Raw genomic sequence first — 16,488 nt, 5'->3', positions numbered from 1 at the left:
ACGACACGCTCGGTGCCGTTGATGATGAACGTGCCCTTGACCGTCATGAGCGGGAAGTCGCCCATGAACACGGTCTGGCTCTTGATCTCACCGGTGTCGTTGTTGATGAACTCCGCCGTCACGAACAACGGGGCGGAGTAGGTCATGTCCTTGTCTTTGCACTCGTCGGCGCTGCTCTTGGGCGGCTCGAACCGGTGGTCGCGGAACGACAGGGACATCGTGCCCGAGAAGTCCTCGATGGGACTGATCTCCTCGAAGATCTCCTCAAGGCCCGACTGGGCGGGGACGTCCTTGCGGCCGGCCGCCCGGGCGTCGTCGACCCGGGCCTTCCAGGCGTCGTTGCCGAGCAGCCGGTCGAACGACTCGGTCTGCAGGGCGAGGAGGTCGGGAACTTCGAGGGGCTCCCTGGTGCGCGCGAAAGAGACGCGGTGCGGACCGGTGGATACGGCGGAGGCGTTGCGCGAGGCTGCCAACAGATGTCCTTCGGGAAGACACGGATGGAATCGAACTGCGCGCACACAAAAGGCCCCGGCGAAATCCGGGGCGCCGAAAGGTAGCGCGAGGGGGCAGCGTAACGCATGGGCAGAGGAATGTCCACACTTACTATAAGTGTCAACCTCGATGCCGCATTCAGCTTCCCACAGCCGGAGGGACTCGTCAACTCCTACGATCGCGGTACACGTCACCGCATCCGGGGGCACATCCGGGCGCGCCGCCATCTTCCACCCCCCTATTTTCCGGAATGGCCGCGACCCGGCGAATCCCCGGTCCCTACGATCTTGGAATGGCGAACCAGATCGAGCCGTCACCGGAATTGCTCGCATATGTCCGTGACACGTCATTGCGCGACGATCCCGTCCTGCGCGACCTCCGCGAGGCCACCGCGGCGCTGCCGGCCGGGGGCGCCATGCAGGTCATGGCCGAGGAAGGCCAGCTGCTGGCGCTCCTGGCCGGGCTCGTCGCGGCCCGCACCGTGGTGGAGGTCGGCACCTTCACCGGCTACAGCACGCTGTGCATCGCCCGCGCGCTCCCCGCCGACGGCACGATCGTGACCTGCGACGTCAGCCACAGGTGGCCCGCGATCGCCGCCGAGTACTGGCGGCGCGCGGGGGTCGGCGACCGCATCGACGTCCGCGTCGGCGACGCGGCCGAGACCCTCGCCGGCCTGGCCGCGGAATGGGGCCCCGGCTCCGTCGACATGGTCTTCATCGACGCCGACAAATCGAACTACCGGACCTACTACGAAGCCGCCCTCCGGCTCGTGCGGCCCGGCGGCCTCATCGTCGTGGACAACACCCTCTTCTTCGGCCGGGTCAGCGACCCCGCCGCCCGCGACCCCGACACCGCGGCCATTCGCGAACTCAACGCGGCCCTGCGCGACGACGACCGCGTGGACGTCTCCCTCCTCGTCATGGCCGACGGCATCACCCTCCTGCGCAAGCGGTAGCGCCGCCCGCGCGGCGGCCGAACGGGCGGCCCCGGGGGACTGCGCACGGTGTTGACCCGATCACCGTTCGCTGAATAGAATCGCAAGGTAAGCGCTTACCATTCGCATCTCCGGTTCCGTCCCCCACGCGGAACCCACTCCCCCACCACCCCCGAGGCCCGGCTCCCCACCGGGCCGCCACCGCGCAGACACCCCTCAGGCGCACGCGTGCCGCGTGCACCGTCGGCGTGTGCCGCGGAAGGAGGATCACCCCATGAGGCTGACATTCCGGCCCGCCTCCCGCCTCGCGGCCCTGGCCGTGACGGCGGCGCTCGCCATCGGCGGTCTCGGCACCGCCGCCCCCGCCGCCGCCGAGGCCGCGGCGCCCGCCGCGCCGCCCGCGGCCCAGGCGTGGAACCCGCCGCAGAACCTGGTGCAGCCGCTCGACGAGGTCTGGCGCCACCAGGAGCAGACCTACGGCGACCTCTACGGTTTCGGCAACTACGGCTGGGACCACGTCATGGACAACGGCGGCTATCTGCAGATCTGCGTCCGCTGGGACTCCGACCGGCAGGTCAGCGCGCAGCTGCGCGACCGCATCCACGCCAAGTACGCCGAGCAGTACAAGAAGTGGTTCGACCGGATGGTCGAGAACGGCCGGGGCTGGGAGGGCTGGCCCTACACCGAGGTCCCCGTGCGCGTGGTCGGCTGGGCGGTGCGCGACCGCTCCCAGCTGGAGTGGACCGACGACTCCGTCGACATCTACGTCAACGACATCCGCGAGAACGCCCCGCAGTGCGCCGAGGACCGCGGGCGGTTCTTCCACCAGGACGGCAACTACCCGGGCGGCGCCGAGCGCCACTACGACCAGTCGCTGTGGCTGACCGACGGCTTCGGCGGCGGCGCGGGCGGCGACTGGGGCCAGCGCATGGGCACCGAGTACTTCCTGAACTCGCTCGACAGCCCGGACCAGACCATCCTGCTGCACGAGATCGGCCACACCTTCGGGCTCGACGACTTCTACGACTGGACCCCCACGGGCCAGTCCTCGTTCCTCATGAGGGCCGGCTCCGCGTCGGGCATCACCGAGTTCGACGCCTGGATGTTCCGCGACTGGTGGCGGCACCTGTCCTACCGCTACCAGTGACGGCGGCGGCGCCGGCGGGGCCGTACCCGGCCCCGCCGGCGCCGCGCGGGTGCGGCCCCTGCCCGCGGAGCGTCAGGCGAGCTCGGCGAGGACCCGGGCCACGATGGAGTCCGTGGCGAGCCCGTAGCGCTCGTGCAGGGTCGGCAGCGCGCCGGCGTCGAGGAAGGCGTCCGGCAGGGCGACGGGCACCACCTTGCGGCCGATCCCCTTGGCGGCCATCGCCGCGGCCACCGTCTCGAAGAGCCCGCCGACCACGGTGTGGTTCTCCAGCGTCACCACGAGGCGGTCGCCGTCCACCTCGGACAGCACGGTCTCGCCGTCGAACGGCTTGATCGTGGGCGTGTGCACCACCGCGGTGTCCACCCGGTGCGCGGCCAGCCGTTCGGCGGCCTGCAGGGCGCGCATCGTCATGAGCCCGCTGGAGACCAGCACGACGTCCGCGCCGCCCCGCAGCACGGCGGCCTTGCCGAGCCGGAACTCGTAGTCGTACTCGTCGAGCACGGTGGGCACCTTGCCGCGCAGCAGGCGCAGGTAGGTCGGCCCCTCCGCCGCGGCCAGCTGGGGCACCGCCTGCTCGATGTCGACCGAGTCGCACGGGTCGACGATCGTCAGGCCGGGCATCCCGCGGAAGATCGCGATGTCCTCGGTGGCCTGGTGGCTGGGGCCGTATCCGGTGGTCAGGCCGGGCAGGCCGCCGACGATGTTGACGTTGAGGCCGGGCTCGGCGATGTCCAGGCAGAGGAAGTCGTAGGCCCGCCGGGCGGCGAAGACGCTGTAGGTGGAGGCGAACGGGACGAATCCGACCTCGGCCATGCCCGCCGCCGCGCCGAAGAGCAGCTGCTCGGCCATGCCCATCTGGAAGAAGCGGTCCGGGTGGGCGTCGGCGAAGACGTGCATGTCGGTGTACTTGCCGAGGTCGGCGGTGAGCCCGACGATCCGCTCGTCGGTCTCGGCGAGTGCGGCCAGCGCGTGCCCGAAGGGGGCGGGCGCGGTCTTCTGCCCGGGGTCGGCGAACGACGCGATCATCGCCGAGGTCGTCAGGCGCTTGGGTGTGCTCGCGGTGGTGGTCATCGTGCCCGTACTCCTCGGTGGCCGTCGGTCAGCTGGTCGCGGCACGGCTGCCATTCGTCCGCGTCGATCCGCATGAAGTGGGCCTTCTCCCGGGTCTCCAGGAGCGGCACCCCCCGGCCGATCCGGGTGTCGCACAGGATCACCGACGGCGCCCCCTGCGGGTGGGCGCGCTCCGCGACGGCGTCGAAGGCGGCCAGCAGCGCGTCGGCGTCGTTGCCGTCGACCCGCTGGGCGAACCAGCCGGCGGCGGTCCACTTGTCCTCGGCGGGCTCGGTGCCCAGGACCTGGCGGGTGGGGCCGTCGGCCTGGAGGGCGTTCATGTCGACCAGGGCGGTGATGGCGCCGAGGCGGTGGTGGGCCGCTCCCATGGCGGCCTCCCAGGTGGAGCCCTCGTCGAGTTCGCCGTCGGAGAGGAAGTTGACGACCCGCGCCCGCGAGCCGCGCAGCCGCAGCCCCAGCGCCATGCCGACCGCGACGGTGAGGCCGTGGCCGAGCGAGCCGCCGGAGATCTCCATGCCGGGCGTGTAGCTGGCCATGCCCGACATCGGCAGCCGGGAGTCGTCGGCGCCGTAGGTCGCCAGTTCGGCGACGGGAACAGTACCGGCCTCGGCCAGCGCCGCGTACAGGGCGATGGCGTAGTGGCCGGTGGAGAGCAGGAACCGGTCGCGTTCCCCCCACTCCGGGTCGTCGGGGCGGTGGCGCAGCTGGTCGGTGTAGACGGCGGCGAGCACGTCGGCGGCGCCGAGCGCCTGGCCCACATAGCCCTGTCCCTGCGCCTCGCCCATGTCGAGGATGTGGTGGCGCATGCGGTAGGCGGCCTCGCGCACGCGGTGGGCGCGCGCGGCCCGGTCGGTGCCGACGGCGGGCGCCGGATGCGTGGTGGTCATGTGGTGGGCCTTTCCGTCAGGTCAGCGGTGCGGTGGGCCGGGCCGGCTCGGGAGCGGTGTCCGCCGTCTTGATCGGGGCGGTCTCCCTGGTGGCCAGGCCGGCGACGGTGGAGAGCACGCCCAGGGCGCTGAACAGCAGCGCCGGGCCGGGCCAGCCGATCCAGCCGTAGAGCGCCGTCGCGAGGAACGGCAGCAGGCCCGCGACCATCGACGCCCCGTTGTAGGCCAGCGAGATGCCCGACGACCGCACGTCGCGCGGGAACAGTTCGGAGAACCACGACGCCTCCACCGCGAAGATGGGGTCGTGGGTGAGGACCAGCCCGATCGCCACCGCGACGACGATCATGACCAGCGCCCCGGTGTTGACGAGGAGGAACATCGGCACGCCGAAGGCGATGGCGAACACCGAGCCGATCAGGAACACCGGCCGGCGGCCGATCCGGTCCGACAGCGCCCCGAACGCCAGGTGGCTGACCAGGCCGAGAGCGGACCCGACGATGGTGCCGATGAGCACGTCCCCGGTGTCCCCCAGCGACGCGAGGACGACGTAGGAGAGCAGGAAGCTCGTCGTGATGTAGTAGCCGCCGGTCTCGGCCAGGCGCAGCCCGATGATCTTGACGATCACCCGCCAGTCCCGGCGCAGGACGTCGAGCGCGGGGGTCCGGCGGATCTCCTTGCGCTCCTTCATCTCGGTGAACTCGGGCGATTCGGAGACGCGCAGCCGGATGAACAGCCCGGCGGCGATCATGACGACGGAGAACAGGAACGGCACCCGCCACACCCAGTCCCCGTCGAAGAGCGCCTCCGACAGCAGGAACGCGCCGTTGGCCAGCAGCAGGCCGGCGGGGATCCCGATCTGCGGCACGGCGCCGAAGAAGCCGCGGCGCAGCCGGGGGGCGTGCTCGACGGCCATCAGCACGGCCCCGCCCCATTCGGCGCCGAAGCCGATGCCCTGGAGGATGCGCAGCGCGATCAGCAGGAGGGGGGCGACCACGCCCGCCTGCTCGTAGGTGGGCAGCAGGCCGATGAGGACGGTGCCGACGCCCATGATCGCCAGCGACCACAGCAGGACGGCCTTGCGGCCGATCCGGTCGCCGTAGTGGCCGGCGAGGTAGCCGCCGAGCGGGCGGAAGAAGAAGCCGACGGCGAGGGTGGCGAACGAGGCAAGCACGCCCACGAGCGCGTTGTCGGAGTGGAAGAAGACGGTGCCGAAGTAGGCGGCGGAGGCGGTGCCGAAGATGAAGAAGTCGTAGCTCTCCACGGCGGTGCCGATCATGGAGGCGACGGACACCTTCGTGGCGTCGTCCCGGCGGCCCCCGGCGGTGGCGGTCTCAGCGGACATGGGCTGCTGCTCCTCGGTGGTCTGCGCGCACGGCGGTGCGCTGCCCCTGGGTCACTCGGGGCTGCCGTAGGTCTCGATGACGCGGGAGTCGTCGCGCTGGGCGAGGCCGAGTTCGGCCGCCCGCGCGTAGCGGTCCCGTGCGGCGTCCAGGAGGGGGGTCCGCGCCCCGGCGCCGCGGGCGGCCTCGGCGACGAGCTCGCTGTCCTTGACGAAGATCCCGATGGCGCTGGTGACCTCGGTGTCGGTGCCCTGGAGCATGCGCGGCCCCCGGTCGGAGAGCATCCACGAGCCGGCGGCGCCCTGCTCCACCAGTTCCAGGACCTCCCGGCGGTCCAGCCCCAGCTCGCCGGCGAGGGAGAGGGCTTCGGCCGCGGCGACGATGTGCACGGCGCAGAGGTGCTGGTTGACGACCTTGATCGCCTGGCCGGCGCCGATCGCGCCGCCCACCTCGCGGACGGTGCCGAGGTGGTCGAGGACCGGGCGCGCGGCCGCGATCTCGTCAGCGGGTCCGGCGGCGAACAGGGTCAGCTCGCCGGTGCGGGCGCGGGCGACCCCGCCGGTCACGGGGACGTCGAGGACCGCGGCCCCCGCTGCGGCGAGGCGGCCGCCCTGCTCGCGGACGCTTTCGGGGCCGACCGTGCTCATCACGATCCAGCGCTGCCCGGAGACGCCCGCGGCGAGGGCGTCGTCGACGAGCCCGGCGAGCTGCTCCGGGGTCGCGACCATCACCACGACGGTCCCGGCGCGCGGCGCGGCCGAGAGGGCCGCCGCGGCGGTGAGCCCGGCGCCGGCCGCCCACTCCCGCGCGGCGGGATGGGGGTCGACCGCGACGACCGGGTGGCCGGCGGCCGCAAGGCGGCTCGCCATCGGCCGTCCGATCGCGCCGGTTCCGGCGAAGGCCACGGTGGGTCGGGGCATGGCTGTCCTCCATGGGGACTCGGCGGCGGCGGCTCGCGGGCATGGCGCAGCGCGGCCGCGGCCGTGGCAGAAGGGGTGGTGCGGGTCGGGGTGGCGGTGTGGTGGCGGCCGTCGGCGCGGGTCAGGGGGAGCCGGTGAGCGAGGACCACACCTCGAAGTGGCGGCGCATGGCGATCCGGGCGCCGTCGCCGTCGCGTTCGCCGACGGCTTCGACGATGCCGTAGTGGACGGTGTCGGTGACCCGGGTGGTGCCGGGCTCCAGCGGCTGGCGCTCGGCCGCCTCCCGCCGCCGTTGCACGACCTCGCTGCGCAGGACGTGGCTCAGCCCGTCGTGCAGCAGGCTGAAGATCGGGTTGTCGACGATGGCGACGAGGCCGCGGTGGAACGCGAGGTCGGCTTCCAGGGCGCGGTCGTCGTCGCCCTCGCCGCTGGCGCGCACCATGTCGTCGACCAGTGCGCGCAGGCGGTCGACGTCGTCGGCGGTGGCGCGGCGGGCCGCGGTCTCGGCGACCGAGATCTCCAGCATCTCGCGGGCGGAGCCGAACTGCGCGCCGCTGAGGTGGCCGAGCTGGCTGGACAGGTCGAAGTGCAGCTGGATGAAGCCCGCGTCGGGAACGCTCAGGTAGGAACCGCGGCCCTGTGTGCGGTCGACGAACCCCAGCATCGCGAGCATCGACAGCTGCTCGCGCAGGGTGCCCCTGCTGATCTCCAGGGAGGACACCAGTTCGCGTTCGGTGGGCAGGCGCAGGCGCCCGGTCTCGGCCTCAGGGGTCGCCTGCTCGGCCAGACTGCGCGCCAGGTGTGACACGTCGATGCCCACCGCCCACCTCCTCTGTGAGATTGGTCAAACCAATAACGCGAGGCTACGACCGTGTTAACAGCGACGTCAAGACTTGGTCGGACCTTTGTTGCACGAACCCCCGCGCGCGGGCGCCACTCGGCCCGGACGCGGCCGCGAACGCGAAGAACCCCGGCCGCGGGCCGGGGCTTCGAGAGGGGGACAGGGAGGCGGCCGGGGCCGGGCGGCCGGGGTGCCGCAGCGGGCCGGAACCGCCGATTCCGGCCCGCGCGGTCGCCGACGGACGAGGGGCCGGGAACGGCTCCGCGTCGGCGTCAGACGGCCGCTACCAGCCCCCGTCCTCGTAGGGGCTCACCCACCAGCCGTTCCGGCAGATGCGGCCCTCGGGGTCGCGGTCACCCTCGGCATACTCCCCCGACCCGGTGGTCTCGCCGTTGGGCCCTTGGAAAAAACTCGTGTAGTAGTAGCGGCACCCCTCCGCGGCCTGGGCGGGGTGGACGACCGCCAGCGCGGCGCCCGCGGCGCAGGCGGCGATCAGCGCGGCCCTCGTGAACGCTTTCAAGAGATCCCCTCTCATGAGCACAGCACCCGTCACCGATCCCGTTCACGCGGAGACGGTGCGTGATCATGATCGTCGGCGGGCGCCCCTGGAGCAACACCCGTCCCACCCGCAACCCCCCGGGCCGCAAGGCCGGAACCACCGGTCCGGCACGAACGTCGCACCCGCCGCGGCACATTGAGGGTTTTCTTCGCGTACTCCGCTACCACATGCCGTTTTTTCGCCTGCTATCGGGAAAACCCTTCACATTCACTTCAATGAAATAATTGAAGCCCCGGCCTCGCTCCGCTGAGAGCCCCGGGGTCTTCCCCTCTCCGCATCCGTCCTCCTCGGCGTCCCACGACCGTGCGACGTCCCACGACCATGTGAAGGGTTCCCATGGAGCATCCGCCGATCCGGCCCGAGAGCACTCGCCCGTCCGGCGACCCGCACGTCGCCGACAGCCACGACGTGATCCAGGTCCGCGGCGCGCGGGAGAACAACCTGGCCGACATCTCCCTCGACATCCCCAAGCGCCGCCTGACCGTCTTCACCGGGGTGTCCGGGTCCGGCAAGTCGTCGCTGGTGTTCGGCACCATCGCGGCGGAGTCGCAGCGCCTGATCAACGAGACCTACTCCGCGTTCCTCCAGTCGTTCATGCCCAGCCCCGGCCGCCCCGACGTCGACACCCTGCGCAACCTCAGCGCCGCGATCGTCGTCGGCCAGGAGCGGATGGGCGCCAACTCCCGCTCCACCGTCGGGACCGCGACCGACGCCTACGCCATGCTGCGGATCATCTTCAGCCGGCTGGGCACCCCCTACGCCGGGGGCGCGGGCGCCTTCAGCTTCAACCTGGCCGAGGGCATGTGCATGGCGTGCGAAGGGCTCGGCCGGGTGTCGGCGATCGACGTCGGCCACGTCGTCGACGTCGAACTGTCGCTGAACGAGGGCGCCATCACCGCCCCGGGCTTCCCCGTGAACTCCTGGCACTGGCAGGTCTACGCCACCTCGGGGTTCGTCGACCCGGCGGTGAAGCTGAAGGACTACACCGAGCAGCAGTGGTCGGACCTCATGCACCGGCCCGCCGGCACCGTGAAGTTCGGGTCCAGCAACATCACCTACGAGGGGCTGATGCCACGGGTCCAGAAGTCCTTCCTGGCCAAGGACCGCGACAGCCTCCAGCCCCGGATGCGGGAGTTCGTCGACCGCGCGGTGACGTTCACCGCCTGCGCGGCCTGCGGCGGTACGCGGCTCAACGAGGCGGCGCTGGCCGCCCGGATCGACGGCCGCAGCATCGCCGACTGCTCGGCCATGCAGGTCAGCGACCTGGCCGAGTTCATCCGCGGTATCGGGGACCCGTCGGTCGGGCCCATGGCCGCCGGCCTGCTGGAGCTGCTGGACGCACTCGCCGAGATCGGGCTGGGCTACCTGAGCCTCGACCGCGAGGCGGGCACCCTGTCCGGCGGCGAATCGCAGCGGGTGAAGATGGTGCGCCACCTGAACTCGCCGCTCACCGACCTCACCTACGTCTTCGACGAGCCCACCATCGGCCTGCACCCCCACGACATCCAGCGCATGAACGACCTGCTGCTGCGGCTGCGCGACAAGGGCAACACGGTCCTGGTGGTGGAGCACAAGCCGGAGACGATCGCGATCGCCGACCACGTGGTCGACATCGGCCCGGGGGCCGGGACCGCCGGCGGCCGGGTCTGCTACGCGGGCGGCGTCGCCGGGCTGCGCGACTCCGGCACCCTCACGGGCAAGCACGTCGACCACCGCGCCGCGCTGCGCCCGCAGGTGCGCACCGCCCGGGGGCGGCTGCCGATCACCGGCGCCACCCTGCACAACCTGCGCGACGTCAGCGTCGACGTCCCGCTGGGGGTGCTCACGGTCGTCACGGGTGTGGCGGGCTCGGGGAAGAGCTCGCTGATCCACGGCGCGCTCCCCGGCCGCGAGGGGGTGGTGGTCGTCGACCAGTCGGCGATCCGCGGCTCGCGCCGCAGCAACCCCGCCACCTACACCGGCCTGCTCGACCCGATCCGCACCGCCTTCGCCAAGGCCAACGGGGTCAAGGCGTCGCTGTTCAGCGCGAACTCCGCCGGGGCCTGCCCCGCCTGCAAGGGCATCGGCCTGGTCTACACCGACCTCGCCATGATGGCGGGGGTCGCCTCCGTGTGCGAGCAGTGCGACGGCAAGCGGTTCACCGCCGACGTCCTCGCCCACACCCTGCGCGGCAGGAACATCAGCGAGGTCCTGGCGATGTCGGTCGCCGAGGCGCGCGACTTCTTCCCCTCGGGGAAGGCGCGCGGCATCCTGGACCGGCTCGCCGACGTGGGCCTGGGCTACATCGGGCTGGGCCAGCCGCTGACCACCCTGTCCGGCGGCGAGCGGCAGCGGCTCAAGCTCGCGATCCGGATGAACGAGCGCGGCACGGTCTACGTGCTGGACGAGCCGACGACGGGCCTGCACCTCGCCGATGTCGACCGGCTCCTGGCGCTGCTGGACCGGCTGGTCGACGACGGCAACACGGTGATCGTCATCGAGCACCACCAGGCCGTCATGGCCCACGCCGACTGGGTCATCGACCTCGGTCCCGGAGCGGGGCACGACGGCGGCCGGGTGGTCTTCACCGGCACCCCCGCCGACCTCGTCGCCGGAGGCGACACCCTCACGGCGCGGCACCTGCGGGCCTACCTCGCCTGACCGCCGGTCCGCCGGTCCGCCGGACGGGCCGGCGGACCGGGCCGCGCGGCTCCCGGTCCGCCTCCGGGCCGGTTCGGGCCGGTTCGGGGCGGCCGCCCCGCCGCTCAGCGCGACGGGGGCGGGGCGTTGTAGGACCGCGAGATCCGGACGTTGGGGACGGTGACCTCCCAGGACAGGATCTCGTCCACGGGCCGCGTCGCGCCCGTCTCCGCGCGCACCAGGGAGTAGACGTCCCTCCGCTCCCACTCGGCGACGGCGTAGGGCCGGCCGCCGTTCGCCGGGAAGGTCTCCTTGAACTCCTCCCGCCGGAAGTAGGACCTCTCCCAGTGCGTGGTGGTCGCGATCGCGAGCCCGGCGGAGACGCTCGTGCTCACGGCGGCGCTCACCCCTTTGAAGGCGAACCCGGCGTCGGCGGTGACGGCGACGTTGAGGTTCTGCTCGATGGTGTTGGACACCGACTCGTTCACCCCGAACTCGATCGCGACCGAGTGCTCCTGGGCGGAGATCCCGTCGTAGGAGTCGAACGCCACGCGGTTCCAGCAGCTGAAGCGGCGCAGGATGTAGTACGGGCTGTGTTCCGTCTTCCAGCTCAGCGCGCGCTCGCCCGCACGGTTGGAGTCGCGCACGATCGGCGCCGGCAGGACCGCCTCCCCGATGAACCGCAGCGGGGTCCGCGTCATCCGGGGCGGGTCCAGGGACGTCTGGGCCGGCGGCACGCCGTACTCGGGGTGCTCCGGGGCCCACTCGATATCGCGCACGGCCGGCGAGTCGTAGGAGCCGTGCGCTTCGATCTCCCAGCGGCAGTCGTCGTCCTTGTCCTTCTGGAGCGCGGCCCCGTATTTCGCGTCCGCCCCGTAGAGCGCCAGGTACTGGAAGGTCTCCTCGTTGCGGATGTAGTAGGCCCCGTCCCCCGCGTCCTCGAAGCGCCACTTGGGGATGTCGGTGCCGGGCGCGTACTCCCCCAGCCCGACCACGTGGTGGTCGCCCCGGTCATTGACCACCTCGGTCACGAACAGGCCCGTGGAGCGGTCGCCGATCCACCAGTCGCGCCGGGCCCGGTCCAGCGGGTAGAGGATCCAGGAGGTGCCGGGGTCCGCCGCCTGCAGCCAGGGGTGCCCCCAGAGCACGCGCCCCTTCTTCAGGCCCTTCTTGTGCTTGACGCTGGTGATCCGCACGGACCGGCCGATCGGGGGGACGGCCGCGGGCCGCGCCCCCGGTGCCTCTCCGGCCGCCGGCTCGGCGCCGGTACGGGCCGCCTGCCTCGGTACGGTCGTCGACCTCGTCGGTGTCTTCGCTTGGACCACGGTGCTCTCCTGTTTTCCCGGTGCCGGACGGACCGCACCAGGAGCCCTGACCCGGAAACGGGACCGGTCACCACCGTTTCCCGAGATTTGACCGGGCCGCGCCCCGCACAGGAGGTCCCGCCCGGCGCGCCCGGCCGCCGCCGCTTCGCCGGGGGCGCGCTTCCCTTCACCGGCCAGGGGAAGTAGGTTAGGCGAGGCTTGCCTAAAACCTGCCTCTGTCGTCGCGTATTGGAGCCTGTGCCTGTGTTCACGGTTCGCCGTTACCACGAGTTGAGAATCCCCGGCCGCTTCGAGCCGATGCAGCTGGCCGGGCGGCTGGCGGGATCGGGGCTGTTCGAGGGGCACGTCGTCTACGAACGGGACGGGCACTGGTGGTTCGCCGGCGACCCGCTGGCCGACGTCGTCCTCGACGGCGCGACCGTGCGCAGCACCGTCGACGGCCGCACCCGGGTCGAGCCCTGGGCGGCGCCGTCGCTGGCGCAGGTCGGCGACGCGCTGGCCCGTGCGGACGTGCGGGGCTGGCGCGCCTTCGGCTGGGCGGCCTTCGAACTCGCCTACGCCATCGCGGGGCTCCCCCGCCCGGCGGCGGCCGGGGAACCGCTGCTGCACCTGTTCGTCCCGCGCACCGAGGTGCGGATGGGCACCGACGAACTCGTGGTGCGCACCCTCGACGAGCACCGGCTCGCCGACGTCCGCGACCTGCTGCGGGAGCCCGCCGGCGCCCCCTCTCCCGCCGCGCCCACCCCGGTCTCCGTCGCCGCCGCACCCGGCCGCGACGCCTACCGCGCGGGGGTCGCCGCGGCGGTGGCCGACATCCGGGCCGGGCTGCTGGGCAAGGTGATCCTCTCCCGGGAGGTGGAGGTGCCGTTCGACGCGGACCTGCCCGCGACCTACGCGCTGGGCCGCGCCAACAACACCCCGTCGCGGTCGTTCCTGCTCGACCTTGGCGGATGGAAGGCCGCCGGGTTCAGCCCCGAGACGGTGGCCGAGGTCTCCCCCGACGGCCGGGTGGCGACGCTGCCGCTCGCCGGCACCCGCGCGCTCGGCGGCGAAGGCGGGGGCGCGGCCGACGCCGACCGCCGGGCCGACCTGCTGTCCGACCCCAAGGAGGTCTACGAGCACGCCGCGTCGGTCAAGCTGGCCTGCGACGAACTGGAGGGCCTGTGCGCGCCCGGCAGCGTCGCGGTCACCGAGTTCATGCGCGTCAAGGAGCGCGGCAGCGTCCAGCACCTCGGCTCCCGGATCGACGGCCGGCTCGGGGGCGGCCGGTCGGCGCTGGACGCGTTCGCCGCCCTCTTTCCCGCCATCACCGCGTCGGGCATCCCCAAGCGCGCCGCCTACGAGCGGATCCGCGCGCTGGAGGAGCGCCCGCGCGGCCTGTACGCGGGGGCCGTGCTGGTGGTGTCGGACGACGGCGCGCTCGACTCGGCCCTGGTGCTGCGGGCGATCTACCAGCGGGGCGGGCGGACGTGGCTGCGCGCCGGAGCGGGGATCGTCGCCGGCTCCACGCCCGACCGGGAGTACGAGGAGACCTGCGAGAAGCTGGGCAGCATCGCGCCGTACGTGGTCCGCCGCGCGCGCGAGGCGGCGCCCGCGGAGCCGGTCGCGGCGCACTGACCCCGGCGGCCGGGGCGGGCGCGCTGCGGCGCCCGGCCCCGGGACCGCGGGTCCCCGGCCCGGGCGGGTCAGTCGGCCGCGCGCCGGGCGAGGGCCTTCTTGCTGACCTTGCCCACCGCCGTGTAGGGGAACGCGGTCAGCACCTCCACACGGTCGGGCAGCTTGTAGTCGGCCAGGCCGCGGTCCCGCAGGAAGGCCGTCAGCTCGGCGTGCGAGGGCGCCGCGCCGCGCGGCAGCACGAACGCGCACGAGCGCTCGCCGAGGAGGTCGTCGGGCACGCCGACCAGGGCCGCGTCGTGCACGGCGGGGTGGGCGAGCAGGTGGCCCTCCACCTCCTCCGTCGACACCTTCTCGCCGGCCCGGTTGATGACCTCCTTGACCCGGCCCTCGACCACGAGGTGGCCGGAGGGCAGCGCGCGCACGAGGTCGCCGGTCAGGTAGAAGCCGTCGTCGGTGAACGCCCGCGCGTTGTGCTCCGGCGCCCGGTGGTAGCCGCGCAGGGTATAGGGGCCGCGGGTCAGGAGCTGGCCCGTTGCGCCGGGTTCGACGTCGACCCCGTCGGCGTCGACGATCCGGACCTCGTCGTCGGGGCACAGCGGGCGGCCCTGGGTCGTGGCGACGACCTCGTCGGAGTCGTCGCCCCGGGTGTAGCAGAGCAGCCCTTCGGCCATGCCGAAGACCTGTTGCAGGGCGCACCCGAGCTCGGGGGCCACGCGCCGGGCCGGCCCCTCCTTCAGCTTCGCCCCGCCGACCTGGAGGAGCCGCAGGGAGGACACGTCGCGCCGGGTCGCCTTGGCGGCCTCCAGCCACAGCAGCGCCAGAGCCGGCACCAGGGCGGTGACCGTCACGCGTTCGCGCTCGATCAGCGGGAACGCGTCGGCGGGGCTGGGGCTGGCGGTGAGCACGACGGTGCCGCCCGCGTGCAGGGTGCCGAGCACCCCGGGGCAGGCGAGGGGGAAGTTGTGGGCCACCGGCAGGGCCGCGAGGTAGACGGTGTCCTCGCCGAGCCCGGTGACCTCGGCGCTGGCGCGCAGGTTGTAGGCGTAGTCGTCGTGGGTCCGGGGGATCAGCTTGGGCAGTCCGGTGGTGCCCCCCGACAGCAGGAACAGCGCGACCGACGACGGGTCGGGATCGGGGAGCGGCACCGGGTCGGCGCCGACATCGGAGAGCGCGGTGAAGGGGCCGGGGTCGCCGGCGACGAGCACGTGGCGCAGGGCCGGCGCTTCGGCCCGCACCTCGGCCGCGAGGCCGCGGAAGTCGTAGCCCGCGTGGCGGTCGGGGATGACGTAGGCCACGGCCTCGCTGACCGCGCACATGTGGGCGATCTCGCTGCGCCGGTGGGCGGGCAGCGCGTAGACCGGCCGCGCGCCGATGCGGAACAGCGCGAAGGACAGGCTGACGAACTCGGCGGTGTTGGGCAGGTGCACGACGACGTTGTCGCCGGCCGCGATGCCGATCCCGAGCAGCCCCGCGGCCGTCCGGTCGGCCCACGCGTCCAGGGCGGCGTAGTCGTAGCGCCGGTCGCCGTCGACCAGGGCGGTGCGGCGGGGGTGGCGCCCGGCGCCGCGCCGCAGCACGTCGCCGAGCACGGTGCCGGTCCAGTAGCCGCGCTCGCGGTAGCGGGCGGCGAACGCCTCAGGCCACATCGGGGTCGGCCCCCTCGATGGTCTCCGCCAGTTCGGTGAGCACGGGCGTGAGCTTCTGGTAGGACATCGGGGTCTCGGCGTGCCACGCGCCCAGCTGCTCCTCCTGGACCGCGGGCAGTTCGGCCCAGGTGGGGATGTCGGCGAGGTCGCCCTGCGGCAGGGCGATCTCGCGGTCGTCGGTGAGGATGAGGTCGGCGTCGTAGGTGGAGGCCCGCTCCCAGCTCAGCTCCTCCCAGTTGGGCCCCTCTCCGCCGTCGGGGACGACGATGTCGACCCCCTGGGCCTGGAAGTACGACAGGTCGCTGTAGAACTCCGGCTTGGCGACGTAGAGGGTGTCCGGGGTGCCCTGGACGACCAGGGTCGTCAGGTCGGGCTGGGCCGCCGCGGCCTCGGCCAGCGCCTCTCCGGCGGCCTCGAACCGCTCGCGCGCCTCGGCCAGCTCCGCGGAGCCGAGGTCGGCGCCCAGGGATTCGGCCAGGTCGGCGAATTTCGCGACGGCCTCGTCGGCGGGCACCCCGGCGAGCTGGATGGCGACGATCGGCGCGGTCTCCTCGATCTCCTCGATGCCCTCCTCGGGCAGGTACCACAGCGTTTCGCCGTACATGATGGTCACGACCAGGTCGGGCTCGGCGGCGAGGTAGGCCTCCATGTCGAACTCGCCGAACTCGGTGCCGACGGACGCGGTGTCGGCGGGGACGTCCCCGGCCTGCGGGGACGGACTGCCGTCGGCGAGGGTGCGCGGGCCGAAGACGGCGGCGGGGTCGACCCCGAAGTCGACCAGCGCGGCGGCGGCGTTGACCTGCATCACGACGTTCTCGGGGCGTTCGGGCAGCGAGATCGTCTCGCCGCGGTCGTCGGTGAACTCCCAGCCGCCGCCCGCACCGTCGGCTTCGGTGTCCGCGGACCCGCCGGGGGCGGTGCCGCCGCAGGCGGTGAGCAGGGCGAGGAGGGCCGAACCGCCGGCGAGGGCGAGCGGCCCGCGGCCGGCCGCGGCCGGCCGGGCGAAGAGCATGCGTGGCATGGCGCGTTCCATTCCTTGGGGGACGTGGTCGGGTGCGGTGCGGGGGGTGGCGGGGCGGGCTTCGGGGGG

13 protein-coding genes and 1 pseudogene are annotated in these 16,488 nt (G+C 73.0%); 4 read left to right on the top strand and 10 right to left on the bottom strand.

What is annotated here, in order from left to right; genetic code table 11:
• Positions 1-473, bottom strand: a pseudogene (locus ACFO4E_RS29630) (DNA-directed RNA polymerase subunit beta); the annotation flags it as partial.
• 311 nt (positions 474-784) lie between these two features.
• Between ACFO4E_RS29630 and ACFO4E_RS29625 the strand changes: the two are divergent.
• Together ACFO4E_RS29625 and ACFO4E_RS29620 are read left to right on the top strand one after the other, a co-directional pair.
• Positions 785-1,447: an O-methyltransferase gene (locus ACFO4E_RS29625; protein WP_378580559.1), complete on the top strand. Its 663-nt coding sequence runs from the start codon at positions 785-787 to the stop codon at positions 1,445-1,447.
• Positions 1,448-1,700: 253 nt separating this feature from the next.
• Complete coding sequence (locus ACFO4E_RS29620) at positions 1,701-2,573, top strand: hypothetical protein (protein WP_378580557.1); 873 nt, start codon at positions 1,701-1,703, stop codon at positions 2,571-2,573.
• A gap of 72 nt (positions 2,574-2,645) precedes the next feature.
• Here the strand turns inward: ACFO4E_RS29620 and ACFO4E_RS29615 are convergent, their stop codons facing one another.
• From ACFO4E_RS29615 to ACFO4E_RS29590, 6 genes are all read right to left on the bottom strand, one after another.
• Positions 2,646-3,644: a transketolase family protein gene (locus ACFO4E_RS29615; RefSeq protein WP_378580555.1), complete on the bottom strand. Its 999-nt coding sequence runs from the start codon at positions 3,642-3,644 to the stop codon at positions 2,646-2,648.
• Complete coding sequence (locus tag ACFO4E_RS29610) at positions 3,641-4,531, bottom strand: transketolase (protein ID WP_378580553.1); 891 nt, start codon at positions 4,529-4,531, stop codon at positions 3,641-3,643. Before ACFO4E_RS29610 ends, ACFO4E_RS29615 begins: the two co-directional genes overlap by 4 nt.
• Positions 4,532-4,547: 16 nt before the next feature.
• Positions 4,548-5,873 carry an MFS transporter gene (locus ACFO4E_RS29605; RefSeq protein WP_378580551.1) on the bottom strand — a complete coding sequence of 442 codons (1,326 nt, stop codon included), beginning with the start codon at positions 5,871-5,873 and terminating at the stop codon, positions 4,548-4,550.
• A 51-nt stretch (positions 5,874-5,924) separates the two neighbouring features.
• The gene (locus ACFO4E_RS29600) at positions 5,925-6,791 is read right to left on the bottom strand and encodes an NAD(P)-dependent oxidoreductase (protein ID WP_378580549.1); all 867 of its coding nucleotides are present in this window, start codon (positions 6,789-6,791) and stop codon (positions 5,925-5,927) included.
• 121 nt (positions 6,792-6,912) lie between these two features.
• The gene (locus ACFO4E_RS29595) at positions 6,913-7,611 is read right to left on the bottom strand and encodes a FadR/GntR family transcriptional regulator (RefSeq protein WP_378580547.1); all 699 of its coding nucleotides are present in this window, start codon (positions 7,609-7,611) and stop codon (positions 6,913-6,915) included.
• A gap of 304 nt (positions 7,612-7,915) precedes the next feature.
• On the bottom strand, positions 7,916-8,152 hold the full coding sequence (locus tag ACFO4E_RS29590; RefSeq protein ID WP_378580545.1) for a hypothetical protein: 237 nt from the start codon (positions 8,150-8,152) through the stop codon (positions 7,916-7,918).
• 375 nt (positions 8,153-8,527) lie between these two features.
• On the opposite strand from ACFO4E_RS29590, the gene ACFO4E_RS29585 reads away from it, so the two are divergent.
• Positions 8,528-10,831 carry an ATP-binding cassette domain-containing protein gene (locus ACFO4E_RS29585; RefSeq protein ID WP_378580543.1) on the top strand — a complete coding sequence of 768 codons (2,304 nt, stop codon included), beginning with the start codon at positions 8,528-8,530 and terminating at the stop codon, positions 10,829-10,831.
• A gap of 104 nt (positions 10,832-10,935) precedes the next feature.
• On the opposite strand, the gene ACFO4E_RS29580 is transcribed toward ACFO4E_RS29585, so the two are convergent.
• Positions 10,936-12,006, bottom strand: coding sequence for a hypothetical protein (locus tag ACFO4E_RS29580; protein WP_378580541.1), 1,071 nt, complete (start codon positions 12,004-12,006; stop codon positions 10,936-10,938).
• 372 nt (positions 12,007-12,378) lie between these two features.
• On the opposite strand from ACFO4E_RS29580, the gene ACFO4E_RS29575 reads away from it, so the two are divergent.
• Positions 12,379-13,752 (top strand): salicylate synthase, encoded by a 1,374-nt coding sequence (locus ACFO4E_RS29575; protein WP_378580539.1) that lies wholly within the window; start codon positions 12,379-12,381, stop codon positions 13,750-13,752.
• A gap of 68 nt (positions 13,753-13,820) precedes the next feature.
• On the opposite strand, the gene ACFO4E_RS29570 is transcribed toward ACFO4E_RS29575, so the two are convergent.
• Both ACFO4E_RS29570 and ACFO4E_RS29565 read right to left on the bottom strand, forming a co-directional pair.
• Positions 13,821-15,398, bottom strand: a complete 1,578-nt coding sequence (locus ACFO4E_RS29570) for a (2,3-dihydroxybenzoyl)adenylate synthase (protein ID WP_378580538.1) — start codon at positions 15,396-15,398, stop codon at positions 13,821-13,823.
• The coding region (locus tag ACFO4E_RS29565; protein ID WP_378580536.1) for an ABC transporter substrate-binding protein at positions 15,388-16,488 on the bottom strand (1,101 nt) is incomplete at its 5' end. The genes ACFO4E_RS29570 and ACFO4E_RS29565, both read right to left, overlap by 11 nt.

The organism is Nocardiopsis mangrovi, assembly GCF_042653925.1.
Taxonomy (GTDB): Bacteria; Actinomycetota; Actinomycetes; order Streptosporangiales; family Streptosporangiaceae; genus Nocardiopsis_B; species Nocardiopsis_B mangrovi.
This window is presented reverse-complemented; position numbering and strand designations above follow the sequence as displayed.